This window comes from Pseudoalteromonas sp. SR44-8 (assembly GCF_014163635.1).
Taxonomy (GTDB): Bacteria; Pseudomonadota; Gammaproteobacteria; order Enterobacterales; family Alteromonadaceae; genus Pseudoalteromonas; species Pseudoalteromonas rhizosphaerae.
The window spans coordinates 22,765-41,526 of sequence record NZ_JACJDS010000001.1 but is presented as its reverse complement, the minus strand read 5'-3'; the positions used below and the strand labels follow the sequence as shown (position 1 = coordinate 41,526).

The window sequence follows — 18,762 nt, the reverse complement described above, 5'->3', positions numbered from 1 at the left end:
TTTATGGCTTTCAAAAAGCAAGCAATGATTGACTGGGCAACACGCTATAAAAATTTATTAAGCGGCGCTCAAAATGACACTATCAAACGTTTTTATGGAGCTGCTTTTAGCGATAAATTCGCAGCAATTAAAGATGTGCCATTTGTTGCAATGGACTTTGAAACAACCGGTTTAGATAGCACCAGTGATGATATTGTCAGCGTTGGTTTAATTCCTTTTAATTTACAGCGTATATATTGCAAAGATAGTCGCCATTGGGTGGTGCGCCCTAGGCGTAATTTCAACGAGGGATCCATTGTAATACATGGCATAACGCATTCAGAAATTGACGATGCACCGGATTTTAATCATATTATTGAGCCATTATTGCAAGCACTCAGTGGTAAAGTGGTTGTTGTACACTATGGCGCGATTGAGCGGCACTTCTTAAATACTGCACTGTTACTTAGGCTTAACGAGGGGATCAACTTTGCTTTGGTTGATACCATGGAAATTGAACGAAAAGCCTTAAAAGCCAGGCAGGGTTTGCTAGGTTGGTTATTTAATTCTAAGTTAGGTTCGCTTAGATTAGGTGATTGTCGCCAGCGCTATTCATTACCTGTGTATAAAAACCATAACGCTTTAACTGACGCTTTAGCAACGGCTGAACTGTTACAAGCACAATTGAGTCACCATTACCGAGAAGATACACCGATCTCGCAATTATGGAGTTAAAAATTTCTTAACCTGAACTTTGGCTAACAAGCTTAAATAAAAAACGCCGCAAATTTGCGGCGTTTGTGGTTTTAAATAGCGTTTATTTAGCCGGTAACGGCTCAGTTCTCAGACCTAAAATAAGGCTTAAACACATAAACAGCAAGACGATTGTAAATGGTAAGCCGGTAGAGACCGCACCTGCTTGCAGTGCTTCGATTGCTTGTGTACCACCAATCCACAGTAGCGCGGCTGCGATAGCACCTTCAATAGATGCCCAAAATATGCGTTGTGGTACTGGCGCATCAATTTTCCCGCCAGCAGTGATAGAGTCTATTACTAATGACCCTGAATCAGATGAAGTGATAAAAAACACTAAAACTAATAGCACAGCAATTACAGACAAAATATTAGACATAGGTAATTCATCTAGCATTTGAAACATAGCCATAGGGACATCGGTTAAACCATTTAGGCCAAGTGCGCCAACACCATTGACTACTTGATCAATTGCGATACCGCCGTAAATTGACATCCATAATACTGTAACCAATGTTGGAATAAGTAATACCGCAATCAAAAATTCACGGATAGTACGACCGCGTGATACGCGAGCGATAAACATGCCTACAAACGGTGACCACGAAATCCACCAAGCCCAGTAAAATACAGTCCAGCCATGCATCCATGTTTCGTCTTCACGGCCATGTGGATTACTTAATGGAATGATATTTTCTACATAACCCATAAAGGTGGTAGGAATATTACCCATCGCAACAGCAAAGCCAACTAAGCAAACAAATACCAAAAGGGCAAAAGCAATTAGCATGTTGATATTACTAAGGAGTTTTACACCGCCATCGATACCACGCACAACAGAAATAATAGCCAGTAGGGTAACGCCAACAATAACGAGTATTTGTGAGCCAATGCCACCTTCGAGACCAAACACGTGGTTTATCCCCGCAGACGCTTGCTGAGCGCCTAACCCCAATGATGTTGCCAAGCCAAATAAAGTTGCCAGTACTGCTAAAATATCAATGATATGACCAGGCCAGCCCCATGCTTTATCGCCCAATATAGGGTAAAAAATTGACCGGATAGACAGTGGTAAACCTTTGTTATATGTAAAGAATGATAGTGATAAGCCAACTACAGCATAAATAGCCCAAGGGTGCAGGCCCCAATGGAACATAGTTGCCCCCATTGCCAGTTTTGCAGCTTCTGGGGTGTTGGCTGTTACATTCAGTGGTGTTTCATACCAACCAGTAAAATATGCAACCGGTTCAGCTACCCCCCAAAACATTAAGCCAATACCCATGCCTGCGGCGAATAACATAGCGAGCCATGAAACACGAGTATATGAAGGCTTAGCATCACTGCCTCCTAAACGGATCTTTCCGTAAGGAGAAACAATCAGTGCTAAACAAAAAATAACGAAGAAGTTTGCAGCCCACATAAACAAGGCATCAAAATTATTAATTATATCGAGTTTCACACCATCAAGTGCTGCTTTTGCAGTTTGTGGATCGGTAGCGAGAATGGCGATTAAAAAGATGACAATCAGGCCCGCGCTGATGCCAAAAACAGGGTTGTGTATATCAAATCCCCATTTTTGCACGTTATCCTGACCTACGGTGTAATCCGTATTGTCGATACTATATTTGTCATGATTTTCGCTCATGCAATACCTCTTTTGTTGTCCTAACAAGCTGCTTGTTACCAGCAACATACCTAATTTAATTAGTCTAAGTAACCTGAGCTTTGGATAATAAATCACTACGTTAGTAAATTTTTAAAGCAAAGTTCAGGTTAGATAATAATTGATACTTAAATTTATTTGAAGACTAACTAATTTAAAAGATGATCATACAGCTACTAGTGTATGAGTTAAATACCAAATGTAAATGATTTTGTAGTTAAATAGCGGCTTATATGGCCATTGCAACCATTTTTATGTTTTTATATAAAACTACATAATTCGCAAAAGGTCAAAAATTAGTTTGATTGTTAAAGTAATCGCGGCTGTTTTTTGTGGTTAATTGAACTATTATTTTTTGTAGTTGTAAAAGGCAGCTGCACGAGATTGACGTTTTATAGTCGCAGTAATGAAAGCGTAATATGAATATGATTTAACATTAGGTGAGCTATATCATTGTTAAGTTGTGATAAGGAATTTAGTCATTACTATGAGTAACCATGGCAAAGAGAACACTAAAAACACAGCTGATGAGCATCAATTAGTCCATCATTACCAGCGTGTTCGACACCAAAGCGTGACGTTAATAAACTCGTTATCAGCAGAAGATTGCCAATTACAAGCTATGGCCGATGTAAGCCCTAGTAAATGGCACCTTGCGCACACAACGTGGTTCTTTGAAACTTTTTTACTAATTGCACATAGCTCTCACTACACAGTATTTAATCCTAACTTTAAAACTTTATTTAACTCATATTATAACGGTATAGGTGAACAATTTAAGCGTGCCTGCAGAGGGAGTTTATCGCGGCCTAGTTTAGATGACGTGATTACCTATAGAGAATATGTTGACCGGGCGGTGATTGAATTACTGAGTGCACCGTGTAGCGAGTCAATAAAGCAAGTTATTGAATTAGGACTTAACCATGAACAACAGCACCAAGAATTAATGCTGATGGACATTCAATATAACTTTTCAGTTAATCCGTTGTTTCCTGCTTATTGTGACACTAACAATATCCGTATAGAAAATCCTGTTACGCAAGCCAGTCCTCTTAGCTTTGTGGCATTCTCAAAGCATACTGCAAATATTGGTGCAACTGAGCAAACGTTTAGCTACGACAATGAACGGCCAACTCATCAAGTGCTTATTCAGCCATTTAAATTTGCTAATCGGCTAACTACCAATGGTGAGTATTTAGCGTTTATACAAGATGGTGGTTACCAAAACCCAGAGCATTGGCTCAGTGACGGTTGGGCGCAGATAAATAATGCTCGGCAAACTGCGCCACTCTATTGGCATAAAGTAAATAATGAGTGGTTTGAATTTACATTAGCTGGATTACAGCCTTTGGCGCTAAATGAGCCGCTAAGCCATGTTAACTTTTACGAAGCAAACGCTTTTGCACATTACTCACAAGCTCGCCTCCCAACCGAATTTGAATGGGAAAGCGTGGCTAACAGTAATGCGGCACAAACTATCACCCAGCTGACCGACAACTGTTGGCAGTGGACAAACAGTGCCTATTTACCGTACCCAGGCTTTAAGCCAATAGCAGGCGTGGCAGGGGAATACAATGGTAAATTTATGGCGAATCAAATGGTACTGCGCGGTGGCTGTAAACTTACCCCACAAAATCATTTAAGACTAACTTATCGCAATTTCTATTACCCACACCAAGCGTGGATGCGCAGTGGTATTAGACTCGCTAAGGATTGAGCATGAGCCAAGTAACAACATTAATGACAACCGACATTGATAACCGCTTTTTAAACGATGTTATTGCGGGACTGTCACAGCAACAAAAAAATCTACCCTGTAAATATTTTTATGATGATAATGGGGCCGCTTTGTTTGAGCAGATCACTGAGCTTGATGAGTACTATGTGACACGCACAGAGCTAAGCATTTTAACCAAGCACAGCCAAGCAATTGCCAAGTTGCTTCCTGATAACTTATCAATCATAGAGCCGGGCTGTGGCTCAGGTAAAAAAATTGCTTATTTGTTAGCACACTTAGTGAATGTGAAAAGTTTTGTGCCATTTGAGATCTCTAATGAAATGCTTAATTACTCATTGGCTCATTTATCTCCATTATTTCCTGAGTTAGCTATTTCGCCGTTGTTGGGGGATTTTACTCATAGCCAAATGGTAAAGCAGTTAAGCCGTGAAACACAATTGGATAGCCAAACGAACCTCGTGTATTTTCCAGGCTCAACAATAGGCAATTTTTCACCGCTAAAAGCCATTGAGATCATGAAAAATTTCCATCGGTTATGTGGTATTAACGGTTATGTATTGATTGGCATTGATTTGCTCAAAGACCGTCAAGTATTACTTGATGCTTATGACGATAAACAAGGCGTCACCGCGGCATTTAATAAAAATTTGCTCCAGCGTATTAATGCTGAGTTAAATGCTGATTTTGATCTTAGCCAGTTTAATCACCAATCACGGTTTAATGAAAAACTAAGCCGTATTGAAATGCATTTGATCAGTAACTGTGATCAAACAGTCACCGTTAATGGCGAATCATTTAGCTTTTCTCAAGGTGAGAGTATCCATACAGAAAACTCCCATAAATACGCACTACAGGCATTTACTGAACTTAGCGCCCAAGCTGGATTACGTTTAGAGCAAACGTGGCAAGACGAGCAGGGGTATTTTGCATTGTGTTTATTAAGGCCAATTTAAACAATGCACAGTCCATAATTTATTATTTAACTGTACTTAGCTAAAAATGCTGCGCAAATTGATTTTTTAATAGTATAAATACTACATTAAACCTACGGCTGCTGGTGTAGCCATTATAAAACCTTATTACGAAGAGGTTAGTGTGGACAGTTCTACTAAATTAAAAACGATTGCAGCACATTTATTTGCACAACGCACAAGTGCAGCGCCACAATCAGATTTACCGCCACAATTAGCATTAACAAGCACTGAAGATAGTTTAGCTGTTCAACAATTGATGATTGCATTAAACAAGGGCCAAGTATTTGGTTGGAAATGCCTATTACCACTTGATAACGGTGCGATTATTTTGGCTCCAATATTAAAGCCGCCGCAATCATTTGCACAAATCTGCACATTATATACTGAACAAAACAAGGCACGGATAGAGCCTGAAATTGCTTTTGTGTTTGCGCAAAATATGCCAAAGCAGGCAAGCTATAGCGAAGCTGAAATTGACCACGCGGTGAGTGACACGCATATGGCACTTGAGCTGATCCAAAACCGTTTCTCTACAGCGTATCAAGCAAATCACTTTGCAAAGTTAGCGGATGGCTTAAGTAACCAAGGGGTGTTACTTGGTCCTAAAATTAATAAGCAAGCAGCTTATGATGCGGCACATATTACTATCGCGATAACACAAAATAATCGCTGTCATAGCTATCTTGGCAAGCACCCATGTGGTCTGGCACAAACACCAATCTATTGGGCAGTAAATTATCTGGCTAAGTGTGGGATCACGCTCGCTGCTGGCCAAATTCTCATAACAGGCTCATATTGTGGTGTTATTGAGTTAGACACTGATGTTGATACTGAAATTGACTATGCAGGGCTTGGAAAATACACCGTCAAATTTAGTGGCTTAACTGATAATGACGCTGTTATCTTTTAAACGGTAATTAATGGTTGCTCCGAAAACAGAATCTTGGAAAAGCTGGCCATGTGTTTGTTCAGTGTATTGTTTGATTATCGGGGCAATAATGCTGATGGCTGAACCTGTAGCGCTATCTTCATCCACGCCATAATAAGGAGCAAAATATCGAAAATGCCACTGTGTGGTTTGATTAGCTGTTTGGCGTTGTTGCAATACAATCACTGCATTTGGGTAGTATTGTAATTGTGCTGTATTTATCGCGAGTGTTTTTAAAGGCTGATCACTGTTAATCATCACAGTACTGTAGCCGTTAATTTTTGCTGTTTTATAGCTTTGCACTATTGAGGTAGGAATGGCTTGTTGCAGCAGAACCTCTGTTTGTACCTCGGTGCTATCAATGGTGGCTAATTGTAGTTGCAGTGCGCGTTGATGTATTCTGATTTTAAATACTTCCCCTGTATTTGTATAAAAGGTGTTTGGGCTAAACCCTTGCCATTTTTTTAAAAACAGTGCAGCGGCGAGTGTCCCATGACCACAGCGGCTGATCTCATGGCTGTGATTAAACCAACGAATAGGGCATCGATTTTTTTTGATATTGGCTTGATTTAAAAATACGGTGGCGGGCTGAGCGGTGTTTTTTGCAATGCGCTGCATTAGTCGAGTTGTTAACCCTGTTTTATAAATAACAATTAACGCAGACGAACCTTTACAGCGTCTCGCTGTATCGTTAAAAACTTGCTCAATAGCAAAAGACTGCACAAAGCGCGGGGCTTTGTGCAGTCTGTGAGTTATTGCCAGATTTAATAAGCGACTAGGCTTATTATTTCTTTTGTGCATAGGCGTCGTTATGAATACCTGCGGCACGACCTGATGGATCGGCATTATTTTGAAATGATGCATCCCATAATAACGCTTCAGGCGTTGAACAGGCGACTGACTTACCGTGTGGTACACATTTAGCGGCTGCATCACCTGGGAAGTGAGATTCAAAAATAGTACGGTAGTAATACGCTTCTTTTGAATCAGGTGTGTTAATAGGGTATTTAAATTTTGCGTTTTCAAGCTCTTGATCGGTTACTTGCTCGTTTACAAACTCTTTTAATGTATCAATCCAGCTGTAGCCTACACCATCCGAAAACTGCTCTTTTTGACGCCATAACACTTCATCAGGTAAGTAGCCGTCAAAGCCTTCACGTAAAATATGCTTTTCAATTTTGCCATCTTTACACATTTTAGCTTCAGGGTTGATACGCATAGCAACATCAACAAACTCTTTATCAAGGAAGGGAACGCGGGCTTCTACACCCCATGCCGCCATTGATTTATTTGCGCGTAAGCAATCAAACATGTGCAGTTTAGATACTTTACGGTTTAATTCTTCATGAAACTCTTGTGCATTTGGTGCTTTATGAAAGTACAAGTAACCACCAAATAGCTCATCAGCGCCTTCACCAGAGAGCACCATTTTAATACCCATCGCTTTGATTTGGCGAGCCATTAAGTACATCGGAGTAGAAGCACGGATCGTAGTTACATCGTAGGTTTCAATGTGATAAATAACTTCACGTAGGGCATCAATCCCTTCTTGAATCGTAAATATAATCGGGTGATGAACAGTTCCTATCATATCAGCTACTTTTTGTGCAGCCGCTAGATCTGGGGAGCCCTCAAGGCCAACCGAGAAAGAGTGCAGCTTAGGCCACCATGCATCGCTTTCATCATTATCTTCAATACGTTTTGCTGCAAAACGTTGGGTAATAGCTGAAATAACGGATGAATCTAAACCACCTGACAACAACACGCCATAAGGTACGTCACACATTAATTGACGTTTAACGGCGGCTTCAAGTGCATCTTTGACGTCTTCGGCTTTTGCGCTGTTATCTTTAACTGCATCGAAGCTTTGCCAATCACGGGCATAATATGGGCGCAATTGACCATCTTTACTCCATAAAAAATGTCCAGGAGGAAATTCTTCAATATGCTTACAGATTGGTGAAAGTGCTTTTAGCTCTGAGGCAACATAAAAGTTACCGTGCTCATCGTGGCCAGTATAAAGTGGAATAATACCAATATGATCACGGCCAATTAAATAAGCGTCTTGTTCTTCGTCATATAAACAAAAAGCAAAAATACCGTTCAGATCATCTAAAAATTCAGGCCCTTTCTGTTTGTATAACGCTAAGATAACTTCACAATCTGATTGAGTTTGAAAAGTGAAATCGGTTTCAAGGTTAGCGGCAAGTTCTTTGTGATTATAAATTTCGCCATTAACCGCTAGAATATGAGTTTTTTCAGGGTTGTATAAAGGCTGCGCACCGCTTGATACACCAACAATGGCTAAACGTTCATGCACTAAAATCGCTTTCTCAGATGAATATACACCAGACCAATCAGGCCCGCGGTGACGTAATAATTTTGACATTTCAATTGCTTGCGTACGCAATGGAGCGGGATCAGACTTTATATCTAATACACCAAAAATTGAACACATAGTAACTCCTCATTCCTATCATGTGTGTTAGTTAGGTCATAATACCTAACCATTCACGTTTGTTTTAACAGAAATAATTAACTAAGTCACATAGCTTTTACAATATTTTCAGAATAATTTATGCACCAGCATGGCCGCTGATGCACCAAATTGGTCAGTGGGTGGTGCCAGCCGCGACTTTTATATCTTGTTTTGCAACAATAGCTTCGTTGATCATTACTTTTAACGCGCTTAGCACGGTTTCTTCGCTCATACTCGGTGCGCCATTATGGTGCACAGCTTGGCTTGGTAAATAAGGGATATGCACAAAGCCCCCTTTGATGTGTGGTTCATGCTCATTGATATGATGTAATAGACCATACATAACGTGATTACACACATATGTACCCGCTGTATTAGAAATGGCGGCTGGGATCTCACTTTGTTGCAGTGCTAATAACATGCGTTTGATAGGTAATTGTGCAAAATATGCGGCAGGAGCATTTTTGACTACGGGGTGATCAATGGGTTGCTTTCCTGCGTTGTCTTTAATTCGGGCATCATCAATATTAATCGCGATACGCTCTATGCTTATTTCACTGCGGCCACCGGCTTGCCCGATACATAATACTAGAACCGGATGATGCTGCTCTATGGCTTTATAAAGCACCTCTAATGAGGTATTAAACTCACACGGTAGCTCAAGGGCTATTACTCGGTGCTTAGCGATTAAATGTTCGTCGAGTTTGCTTACCGCTTGCCACGACGGATTGAGCGATTCGCCGCCAAATGGTGCAAACCCAGTTATCAATACGCAGGGCATGCTTGATGTCAGTTTAGTCATTAAAAACCACCATATACATTAAAATAATATTGACCGTTAATAAGGCCAGCGCAGTAGGTATTTGCACCTTTATAACATGGTATTTGTCTTTTAGGTCGAGTAATGCCGCTGGAATGATATTAAAGTTTGCTGCCATTGGCGTCATTAACGTTCCACAGTAACCACTGTACATCCCAATTGCTACCAGTGGTGCGGCGCTGGCGCCATGACCTTCGATTAAAAAAGGCATAGCAATACCCGCAGTCATTACCGGAAATGCAGCAAACGCATTTCCCATCACCATGGTAAATAACGCCATGCCAACACAATACAGCACCACCAGCATAAAACGATTCTCTGGCGCTATAAATAAAGTAACCAACTCTTTAATTGAGTCTCCTGTTTGCGCCACAATAAACACGCCACCAAGCATTGCTAGCATTTGTGGCAGTATTGCTGCCCAACCGATAGAATCTAGCAGCCGACGGGATTCAGTGACAGCTTCAATCGGATTTCCCCCAGTAATTTTCCAGCCAATAAGTAGCGCAGACACACACGCTATAGTGAGCGATGCGAGAGTTAAATGACGTTGATCAAGTAAGTAATAATCACCAATTGCGATACCATCAAAAGAAACAGTCAGTAATACCGTGATCACGGGTATCATTAATGCGGGAACAAATAATTTATTGCCCAGGCGAGAGGCCGATTGTGTTTGTTGCTGTTCAGTGAGTGGTTGATAACTGCCCATGCTTACTAGGTTTAAGCCCGCTAACAGGGCAATTAATACTACGCTCACACCAACCCATAAATAAGTGTTGGCTTTGCCGAACAAGGCAATAGATACATCACCAAATAAAAAACTGCTACCAAATAACAACCAAAATAATGCTGTGGTGAGCCTTTTTGGATGGTTTGTGTCTTGCAGCGTTCGAACAACTAAAAACATCACAACGAGACCAATTAATAAATAAATGTTCTCAATGGTGATAATTGTAGCGTTTGAGTTAGTTACATCGGTTGTTAGTACTTTACTCATCACATTTCCTGCTGTTTGTAGTGAGCAACAGCCAGAGCTATTTTTGCTTCTAAACGAGATAATCTAAATAAATGAATAATGAGTGCGGCAATGGCGGTCGGAATAGCCCATAAACCAATATGCAGCGGTTCAATACCGGCAATGCCGTTTTCCTTTAAGAAGGCATCCATCAATAGTACAGCACCAAAAGCAATGAAAATGTCTTCTCCAAAGAACATCGCAATATTATCAACGGCAGCTGCATGGGCGCTGATCATGTCTTTTATGGGTTTTGGCAGCTCACCGTGTTTATTGGTCGCGGCACCTAATGCCATGGGGGCTAATAATGGACGAACAGTTTGTGCTTGACCGCCAAGGCTTAATAACCCAAGGGCTGCTGAGCATTCTCGAACGATAAAATACAGGGCTAATATACGTGCGCTGGTGGCACTTTGAATTTGTGCAATCCAGTTTTTCGCATGCTGTTGTAAACCATAGCGCTCTAGCAGTGCGATAACGGGTAAAATAAGAATAAAGCTGGCCAGTTGACGAGAGTTCATAAACTTCTCGCCAAAGGTTTGCAAAAGGGTGAGGATATCTAAATTTACCGCCCAACCAGTTGCAAGGCCAGCAACGGTTACTACAATCAGTGGGTTAAAGCGCAAGGCAAATCCTAGCACAACCACTGGAATGCCAATTAATGGCCAATAATTAAGATCAAACATCATAGTTCCTACACTGTGCTGTGTTTATTATTATTTATTAAGCTGAGCTTTTATTTAGTGATTGGTTATCTGATGCTCAAGTTTCTTAGTGCAATAGTCAATTGTTGTAGGTGAGCGTCAAGTTTTCGCTGCGCAGTATTTGCAGCTGCTAGGTTGACGAATTCAAATCGCACAAAGTCACCAGGTTTAAGTTGTGCAAATTGGTGTTGATCCGCACTTATTATAGTACCAAGTAGCGGGTATCCTCCGGTTGTTTGGCCATCATTTAGCAATACGATAGGCTCACCACTGGGTGTTAGTTGGATAGAGCCCGGGCTAACAGCTAAAGAAGGCAATGAATGTGTATGCATTAATTGATTATGCTCAGTACTGAGCCTTACTCCCATACGATTACTTTGCGGACTGACTTGCCATTTCGTCTGGGCAAAAAAATCACTAAATTGTTGTGATAGTAATTGTTGATGTGGGCCTGAATGGACGCGGATCACACTGCGCTTAGCGGGGGCAATCGCACCACGTTGCGGCCAATTGCCATCAAATGGCGTGATTGGGACTTGATCATTGGCTTGTAAAGGCGCGCCCGTTAGGCCACCAAAACCTGCTGCAATATCGGTGGCTGTTGAATTCATCACTGCATGACAATCAATGCCGCCTTTAATTGCGAGGTAGCTGCGAAAACCTTGCCGAGCGGTGGCAAATGTCAGTGTTTGTCCTTGCTCTACTGGATAACTCCAGCCGGGATAAATACTTACTCCATCAAGCTTTGCTTGCATATCAGCGCCATGCAGCGCAATAACAGTGGCACATTGAAACTGCAATTGCGCTAAGCCTAAAGTGATCTCAATAACACTTTGATTATCATCATTGCCCACTAAACGATTGGCAATGATCATTGCATAAGGGTCAAGCGCACCAGATTGGGCAATTCCTAAATGACGATAGCCATGACGGCCGAGATCTTGAATCGTCATTTGCATTCCGGGCTTTATTACGGTGATCATAATACCGACTCCTTAGTAATAAATTGCAGCGTATCGCCCGGTTGTATTGCGCATGGTGGAGTATTTTCACTGTCAAATAATGCAAAATCACTGTGGCCGATAATATGCCAACCACCGGGCGAATCAGCTGGGTAAATCGCGGTTTGATTAGCGCCAATGGCAACCGAACCTTTGGGCACTCGAGTTCGCGGCTGTGCTCTGCGCGGAGTATGTAATTGACTATTCAGACCGTGCAAATATGCAAAGCCTGGCTGAAAGCCTAAAAACAATACTTGATAATGCCCTTGGCTATGTATATCAATTACTTGTTGTGGCGATAAATTGTGATACTCAGCTACATAGTTTAGATCTGGGCCATAGTCACCACCGTATTGGGTAATAATTTTATGATGCTTACCCTGATAGTCGTGCGGATTTATATTTGCCCACCAAAGTGCTAACTGAGCTTGCCAGTGAGCAAGCGAAGTAGGGTCTATTAAATAAACTGTCAGCGAGTTCATTGCGGGTACTACATCTATAAAGGCGTCGCTGGTGTTGCATTGTTGCACTAGTGCCCAGATTTTTTTTTGAATGCTCAGACTGTCATCGTTTAGGGCAGTGGCATCAAGCAATATGCTGTTATTACTGAGGACACTAATAGTTGGAGAGATAGTTTGTTGATCCATAGCCAAATGTATTTATTATTCTTGAATACCTCAAACTAGCATATAACGTATGAAATGTTTATAGCGATGCGACTAGTTAACAACCTTGCAATATTAACATTACCCAGTGTAGCGCAAACACATTAGTTTGGTTATGGAATGTTCTGGACTAATACACGTAAACTAGATATGTGAGTCAGACTATAAAAAACTGTGGCATATCACTCACTATTGCTTAGAGTAGGTGTTTGATAATGCCACAGTTGTTATAACAACTAATGATGTTAGTAGAATGCATTAAGTTATAATAGCTTACTGCTAATTACTTAACAGCCACTCACTGAGCAAGCGCACACCATAACCTGTGCCGCCTGGTGAAATTTCATCTTTTCCTTTAGTTGCTAGTGCATTACCTGCAATATCTATGTGTACCCAACGAGTTTCACCAGCAAAATGTTGCAAAAAGCTGGCGGCCGTTGTTGCTCCGGGGCCACTTGAGCCTAGGTTTTTAAGATCGGCAATGTCTGAACTTAAGGTTTCTTTATATCCCAGCGGTAAGCGCCATAGGTTTTCGTTTACTTGCATTCCAGCTAAAGTGAGTTGCGTAACAAGCGTATCGTCATCAGAAAACACCGCCGCATAATCGTTACCTACGGCTTTGATTTTAGAGCCGGTAAGGGTGGCAACGTCTATCATGATCTCCGGCTTGAAATATTCACGTGCATACCACATTGCATCACTTAATACTAAGCGTCCTTCTGCATCAGTATTAACAATCTCAACGCTTAAACCTTCTGCGGTGCGAACCACATCACCAGGGGCAACAGCGTATTGCGACACCATATTGGCAGCCATACCCATAACGGCAACAATGTTTTTGTCAGCTTTTGCAAGCGCCATTGCTTTGATAGTCCCAAGTACAGCGGCGGCGCCAGCCATATCAGATTTCATACGCGCAATTGATGCGCCTGTTTTGATACTATAACCACCAGAGTCAAAGGTGATCCCTTTACCAACCAGAGCAATAGGGGTCGCGTTTGAGCCTTTGTAATGTGCAACGACTAAGCGAGCGCCTTGTTCGCTGCCACGCCCGACAGCTTCAAGTGCCCCCATACCTAGTTCTATTAATTGCTTAGGCTCTAAAATAGTGATTTCTACACCTAGAGACTCAAGCTCTTTTGCCGCACTAGCAAAGTCAACAGGAGTCATTTCGCTGGCCACTTCTGAGGTTAAATCACGTGCTAAAAACACTCCTGCTTGAATGCTTTCAAGTTCAGAATAGTTACGTTTTGTTTGCTTGGAATTACTAACGTCAAAATGATAACTGACAGTGTGAGTGTTCGGAGTTTGTTTATATTTTTCAAAACGATGGTCGCGTAAATTTGCACCGTGTGCAAAGTGAGCACTAAGTACACTGTTATTGTTTACGCCTTCAACGTCATCGAATGCAACCGCAGCAGTTGTTGTTTTACTGCTCATTAATCGCGCATGAATATTACCACCTAGTTTGGTCATTAACGCTCTATCAAGCTTATCTTGCTTACCGGTACCAACAATTAGCACGCGTTTATAGTCACTATTATAAGGTGCAATTAATTCAACAGTACTGGCGTATTTGCCACTAAAACTTTCATTTTCAATAGCGTGCTGTAATTGAGCATTGAACTTTTTATTGTTTGAGTTAAATGCGGTATTGCTCCCATCCTCACTGTAAAACAACACTAATGCTTGTGCATTACTATCAAGCTTGGAAGAAAAATTAAACTCTGCAGCATGGCTTTGCGTACTAAGTGCAAGGGCAATTGATAATGCAGAAAAAGCAATAAGGTTTTTCATATTTGTACCTTTATTAAATAAACACGTTTTACCTCATTTATTCGCATAGGTGAAGTCGGATTCGGTAAAGCCGCAATAATGAGCGATAAAATAACCCACATTCCTGAAATAATATGTTCTGCTTCAAGGTCTACTAAAATGAAGCAACAAATAGAAAGAGGTAGAGTATGTTGGCAGCAAAGAATTGGCTTAAATTAACCACTTTAACAATTTTGTTCAGTGCGGCAAGTTATGGTGTTTCCCTTAACAATGAAAAAGATAATGATATTCAAGCAACAATGCATTTAGAAACCATGGTACTTGGTTCTGGTTGCTTTTGGGGGGCAGAAAAACGTTATGAAGCGCTTCCTGGTGTAATTGATGCAAAATCAGGCTATGCCGATGGTAAGGGTTTTAAAGCAACTTATCGTAATATTACCCAATCAACGCGCAAGTTCGATGAAAATAATTACGCTGAAGTTGTTCAGGTTACTTACAATAGCAATATAATCAGTGCTGCAACGTTATTAAAAAGTTATTTTGAAAGTCATGATCCAACGCAAAAAAATCGTCAAGGAAATGATATTGGTACGCAGTACCGTTCAATTATTTTAACCACTACTGAGCAACAAGCTGCACTGGCTGAAGAATTAAAACAACAGTATCAAGATAAACTAACCCAAGCCGGGTATGGCTCTATAAAAACCATTATAAAACCATTAACGGCATTTTTTCCGGCTGAGGAATATCACCAAGACTACTTAGTTAAAAATCCTAATGGCTATTGCCCTGATCATTCAACAGGCGTTGTATTTGAAAAACGCAGTGATGATAAAGTTGATAATACGGCTTTACTTGCAGGAAAGCAGATAGTGATCATTGATTCACGAGATTATTGCCCTTATTGTGAAAAACTCAAAAAAGATGTGTTAAATGATTACCAAGGCACCATTGCCGTCACTTATCGTAAAGCCGATCAACTTGATGGTTTAACGATTAAATCAGCGACCTGGGCCACCCCAACAATCTTATTTTTAGAAGATGGTAAAGAGGTTTATGGTCGCCAAGGTTATGTGTCTAGCGAAGAGTTTTATAAAGCACTTGGCGCATTTAAATTAGGGGATAGTGAAGCATATACAGTGGCATTTAAAGCCCGTACAGACAGCCCGTTTTGTAAACAGTACGATATTTTTAAAAATACCCCGGACGGTATTTTTATAGATAAACTCAGTGGTGTACCACTGTTTGATACTCGGGATCGGTTCAAATCGGGCACCGGGTGGCTGTCATTTACTCACCCCATCAAAGACAGTGTGACCATGCATGAAGACAATAGTTACGGTATGCAACGTATTGAAATTAAATCTAAATCTACGGGTATTCATTTAGGGCATTTGTTCCCAGGTGAAGGCCCAAAAGGTGAAGATCGTTATTGTATCAATGCAACTGTGTTAGATTTTGTCGCTCGCAAAGACACCTAACAGATTAGAATAATGGCTGAGGAAATTGCAGAGTAAGGCTTCAAAATAAACTATTTTTACGATAAACCCATTGAGCTGGGTTTATCGTATTTAATGAGTTGTATATCAAATTATAAGAGTACAATTAATGTCGGATCATCACTGTTATTGGCTTTATTTTAAGTGTTTAAATGTGTCTAGCAGCCATTTTATAAATAGCTCAAGCTGTGCATTTGCCTCGCCAGGGTAGTGCTGTACTAAATAGTATTTATCCTTGGTTACTAATGGTTCATCAGTAAAGTTGCACAACCAGCCTTCGTCAAACCATGTTTGACTAATAGGCAAAGGAATTAGCGCTATACCCATACCTTGTTGCGCTGCACGGGCAACACCAAACATACTATCTACTTGTATAATTTGCTTGGGTGAAAAGTCATCAAGGCCTGCATGTTCAGCCCATTGATGCCAAGCCCAAGGACGCGCTTTGTGCAAAATTAACGGCACTTGTTGTAATGCTTCAAGTGGCTTTTTGTGCCACTGTTGCCAATTTTCTTTATTACAAGCCGGTGTGTATTGTAATGAAAACAGCTCGTGGACAACGCCTTCAATTGGCTTCGAAGACGACAGCACAATAGATAAATCACTTTGTTTAGTTAACTCTTTACGCGTTTTCATGGTGTTTAGTTGTAAATTGGTTTTAGGGTGCTCAACAGTCCACTCGCTCAGTTTCGGCATTAATAACTCACTGGCAAAAAACTCTGGCAAAGTAATGCTGATGGTTATATTTTCTTGCAGCTGACTAAATTCGTTAATGGTTTTTTCGAGTGCTTTTATAAGTGGTGATACCGAGTCATAAAAGTTTTTCCCCGCAGCTGTGAGTCTAATTGAGCGTGTTTGGCGCTCAAACAACTCAATCCCTAACTGTTCTTCTAGTTGCTTTATTTGATGACTAACAGCAGATGGAGTCAAATAAAGCTGATTGGCGGCTTCTTTAAAGCTTAGCGTTCTTGCCGCAAAACAAAATGAACGCAATCCTCTGATAGGTGTTTGCATGATAATACTATTTAATTAACTCATACCGTTAGTTAAGCAATTATTAACCCAATTTGCAAAGTACGCACAAGATTTGTATGGGTTATCGTGAATTAGTGCATTTATGCTTAAAAAGCACACTTTAAAAGTTTATTTAATCTACAAAGCTGAGTTTGACAGCTAGATAGTTAGTTATTTTACTTTTTATGCATTACAGATAGTGGGTGGTTTTTCACGATTATGGGGCACAAACAGTTTTTTTGCCATAACATGGTGCACCTTGCAATAGGATAAAAAAAATCCCTCTTGCGAGGGATTTTGGGTAACTCAGCGCCATTGGCACTGGGAATGAGGTCGGTACAGGGTGGACCTGAGCGTTAAATTAAAAAACCATCTCAGGGATTTCACCATCAACAAGTAATTTACCTGCTGTTTTACTAATAATTTCATCAACTGACACGCCCGGTGCGCGTTCTAAAAGATGAAATGCGCCGTCTTTGACTTCTAACACGGCTAAATCTGTTACTATTTTCTTCACACAGTTAACACCAGTTAAAGGTAAAGAGCAACTTTCTAGCAGTTTCGAGTCACCATGTTTACTTGCATGGGTCATAGTAACGATAATATTTTTTGCACCAGCGACAAGGTCCATCGCGCCGCCCATGCCTTTGATCAACTTTTTAGGGATCATCCACGATGCGATACTACCGTTTTGGTCAACTTCAAATGCACCTAGAACAGTTAAGTCTACATGACCTCCACGGATCATTGCAAAACTATCTGCACTATTAAATATGGCTGCGCCTTTAGCTGCTGTCACGGTTTCTTTACCCGCGTTTATCATATCTGCATCAAGCTCTGCTTTAGTAGGGTATTGCCCCATGCCTAGTAAGCCATTTTCAGACTGTAACATCACTTCAATGTTATCAGGTACGTAGTTTGCCACTAACGTAGGAATACCGATACCGAGGTTAACGTAATAACCGTCTTGTAGTTCTTGTGCAACGCGCATTGCGACTTGTTCACGTGATAATGCCATAATTATTGCTCCTTAATCGCGAGTGGTTACACGTTCAATGCGTTTTTCAAAGTTACCTTTGATCACGCGATTAACAAAAATACCAGGGGTGTGAATTTGGCTTGGTTCTAATTCACCCGGTTCAACAATTTCTTCTACTTCGGCAACGGTAATTTTACCTGCTGTTGCGGCCATTGGATTAAAGTTCATGGCAGTATGGCGAAACACTAAATTACCATAACGGTCCGCTTTCCATGCTTTTACAATGGCAAACTCACCAGTGATTGATTCTTCTAAGATATAAGGGCGTCCGTTAAATTCTTTTACATCTTTACCTTCTGCCACAGGCGTACCGTAACCTGTCGCTGTATAAAAAGCAGGAATGCCAGCACCACCGGCACGCATTTTTTCAGCCAGCGTACCTTGCGGAGTAAGCTCGACATCAATCTCGCCGCTCAACAATTGCTGTTCGAATAGGGCATTTTCACCCACGTAGGAGGCAATAATTTTTTTAATTTGCTTGTCGTGCAATAAAATACCTAAACCAAAATCATCTACACCGCAATTATTCGATACCACAGTAAGTTCTTTGGTTTGTTTACGTTTGATTTCGCTGATCAATCCCTCAGGGATACCGCATAAACCAAAACCACCAGCGATAATGGTATCGCCATCTTTTAAGCCTTCCATTGCAGCTTCATAACTTGAAACCACTTTATCGAAACCGGCCATGGGCCCACTCCTTATTTGTAAT

At 40.9% G+C, this 18,762-nt stretch carries 17 protein-coding genes; 5 read left to right on the top strand and 12 right to left on the bottom strand.

Translation table 11 applies throughout. The annotated features are described in order from the left end of the window. The first annotated feature begins 3 nt into the window (after positions 1–3). Positions 4–714, top strand: coding sequence for a 3'-5' exonuclease (locus H5183_RS00170; protein WP_145233243.1), 711 nt, complete (start codon positions 4–6; stop codon positions 712–714). Positions 715–796: 82 nt separating this feature from the next. Here H5183_RS00170 and H5183_RS00165 read toward each other — a convergent pair whose 3' ends face one another. Next, positions 797–2,377, bottom strand: coding sequence for a BCCT family transporter (locus H5183_RS00165; protein WP_145233245.1), 1,581 nt, complete (start codon positions 2,375–2,377; stop codon positions 797–799). 505 nt (positions 2,378–2,882) lie between these two features. Here H5183_RS00165 and egtB point away from each other — a divergent pair. The 3 genes from egtB (at position 2,883) to H5183_RS00150 (ending at position 6,017) form a co-directional block, all read left to right on the top strand. Further along, entirely contained in the window at positions 2,883–4,112 is a 1,230-nt protein-coding gene (gene egtB, locus H5183_RS00160) for an ergothioneine biosynthesis protein EgtB (protein WP_182730592.1), read from the top strand. A gap of 2 nt (positions 4,113–4,114) precedes the next feature. Next, the gene (gene egtD, locus H5183_RS00155; RefSeq protein WP_145233249.1) at positions 4,115–5,086 is read left to right on the top strand and encodes an L-histidine N(alpha)-methyltransferase; all 972 of its coding nucleotides are present in this window, start codon (positions 4,115–4,117) and stop codon (positions 5,084–5,086) included. 142 nt (positions 5,087–5,228) lie between these two features. After that, positions 5,229–6,017, top strand: a complete 789-nt coding sequence (locus tag H5183_RS00150; protein WP_220496226.1) for a 2-keto-4-pentenoate hydratase — start codon at positions 5,229–5,231, stop codon at positions 6,015–6,017. On the opposite strand, the gene H5183_RS00145 is transcribed toward H5183_RS00150, so the two are convergent. The 8 genes from H5183_RS00145 to H5183_RS00110 all read right to left on the bottom strand — a co-directional run bounded on the left by H5183_RS00145 (position 5,988) and on the right by H5183_RS00110 (position 14,519). Beyond that, entirely contained in the window at positions 5,988–6,836 is an 849-nt protein-coding gene (locus H5183_RS00145; RefSeq protein ID WP_182719006.1) for a PhzF family phenazine biosynthesis protein, read from the bottom strand. The genes H5183_RS00150 and H5183_RS00145 overlap by 30 nt on opposite strands. Beyond that, positions 6,820–8,493, bottom strand: coding sequence for an asparagine synthase B (asnB, locus tag H5183_RS00140; protein WP_145233255.1), 1,674 nt, complete (start codon positions 8,491–8,493; stop codon positions 6,820–6,822). The genes H5183_RS00145 and asnB overlap by 17 nt, the downstream gene beginning before the upstream one ends. 154 nt (positions 8,494–8,647) lie before the next feature. Continuing rightward, positions 8,648–9,316, bottom strand: coding sequence for a pyroglutamyl-peptidase I (pcp, locus tag H5183_RS00135; protein ID WP_220496224.1), 669 nt, complete (start codon positions 9,314–9,316; stop codon positions 8,648–8,650). After that, positions 9,309–10,334: a DUF979 domain-containing protein gene (locus H5183_RS00130; RefSeq protein WP_182730591.1), complete on the bottom strand. Its 1,026-nt coding sequence runs from the start codon at positions 10,332–10,334 to the stop codon at positions 9,309–9,311. The genes pcp and H5183_RS00130 overlap by 8 nt, the downstream gene beginning before the upstream one ends. Then, positions 10,334–11,038: a DUF969 domain-containing protein gene (locus tag H5183_RS00125; RefSeq protein WP_182730654.1), complete on the bottom strand. Its 705-nt coding sequence runs from the start codon at positions 11,036–11,038 to the stop codon at positions 10,334–10,336. The genes H5183_RS00130 and H5183_RS00125 overlap by 1 nt, the downstream gene beginning before the upstream one ends. Positions 11,039–11,103: 65 nt before the next feature. After that, positions 11,104–12,039, bottom strand: a complete 936-nt coding sequence (locus H5183_RS00120; protein WP_182730590.1) for a biotin-dependent carboxyltransferase family protein — start codon at positions 12,037–12,039, stop codon at positions 11,104–11,106. After that, the gene (gene pxpB, locus H5183_RS00115; RefSeq protein ID WP_182730589.1) at positions 12,036–12,704 is read right to left on the bottom strand and encodes a 5-oxoprolinase subunit PxpB; all 669 of its coding nucleotides are present in this window, start codon (positions 12,702–12,704) and stop codon (positions 12,036–12,038) included. Before pxpB ends, H5183_RS00120 begins: the two co-directional genes overlap by 4 nt. Before the next feature lie 297 nt (positions 12,705–13,001). Next, the gene (locus tag H5183_RS00110; protein WP_182730588.1) at positions 13,002–14,519 is read right to left on the bottom strand and encodes a leucyl aminopeptidase; all 1,518 of its coding nucleotides are present in this window, start codon (positions 14,517–14,519) and stop codon (positions 13,002–13,004) included. A 167-nt stretch (positions 14,520–14,686) separates the two neighbouring features. On the opposite strand from H5183_RS00110, the gene msrA reads away from it, so the two are divergent. After that, the gene (msrA, locus tag H5183_RS00105) at positions 14,687–15,979 is read left to right on the top strand and encodes a peptide-methionine (S)-S-oxide reductase MsrA (protein WP_182730587.1); all 1,293 of its coding nucleotides are present in this window, start codon (positions 14,687–14,689) and stop codon (positions 15,977–15,979) included. Between the two features lie 153 nt (positions 15,980–16,132). On the opposite strand, the gene H5183_RS00100 is transcribed toward msrA, so the two are convergent. From H5183_RS00100 to H5183_RS00090, 3 genes are all read right to left on the bottom strand, one after another. Next, positions 16,133–17,011: a LysR family transcriptional regulator gene (locus H5183_RS00100; RefSeq protein WP_145233266.1), complete on the bottom strand. Its 879-nt coding sequence runs from the start codon at positions 17,009–17,011 to the stop codon at positions 16,133–16,135. A 361-nt stretch (positions 17,012–17,372) separates the two neighbouring features. Continuing rightward, positions 17,373–18,029 carry a 3-oxoacid CoA-transferase subunit B gene (locus tag H5183_RS00095; RefSeq protein ID WP_145233269.1) on the bottom strand — a complete coding sequence of 219 codons (657 nt, stop codon included), beginning with the start codon at positions 18,027–18,029 and terminating at the stop codon, positions 17,373–17,375. 12 nt (positions 18,030–18,041) lie between these two features. Then, entirely contained in the window at positions 18,042–18,740 is a 699-nt protein-coding gene (locus tag H5183_RS00090; RefSeq protein ID WP_145233270.1) for a CoA transferase subunit A, read from the bottom strand. Positions 18,741–18,762: the final 22 nt, after the last annotated feature.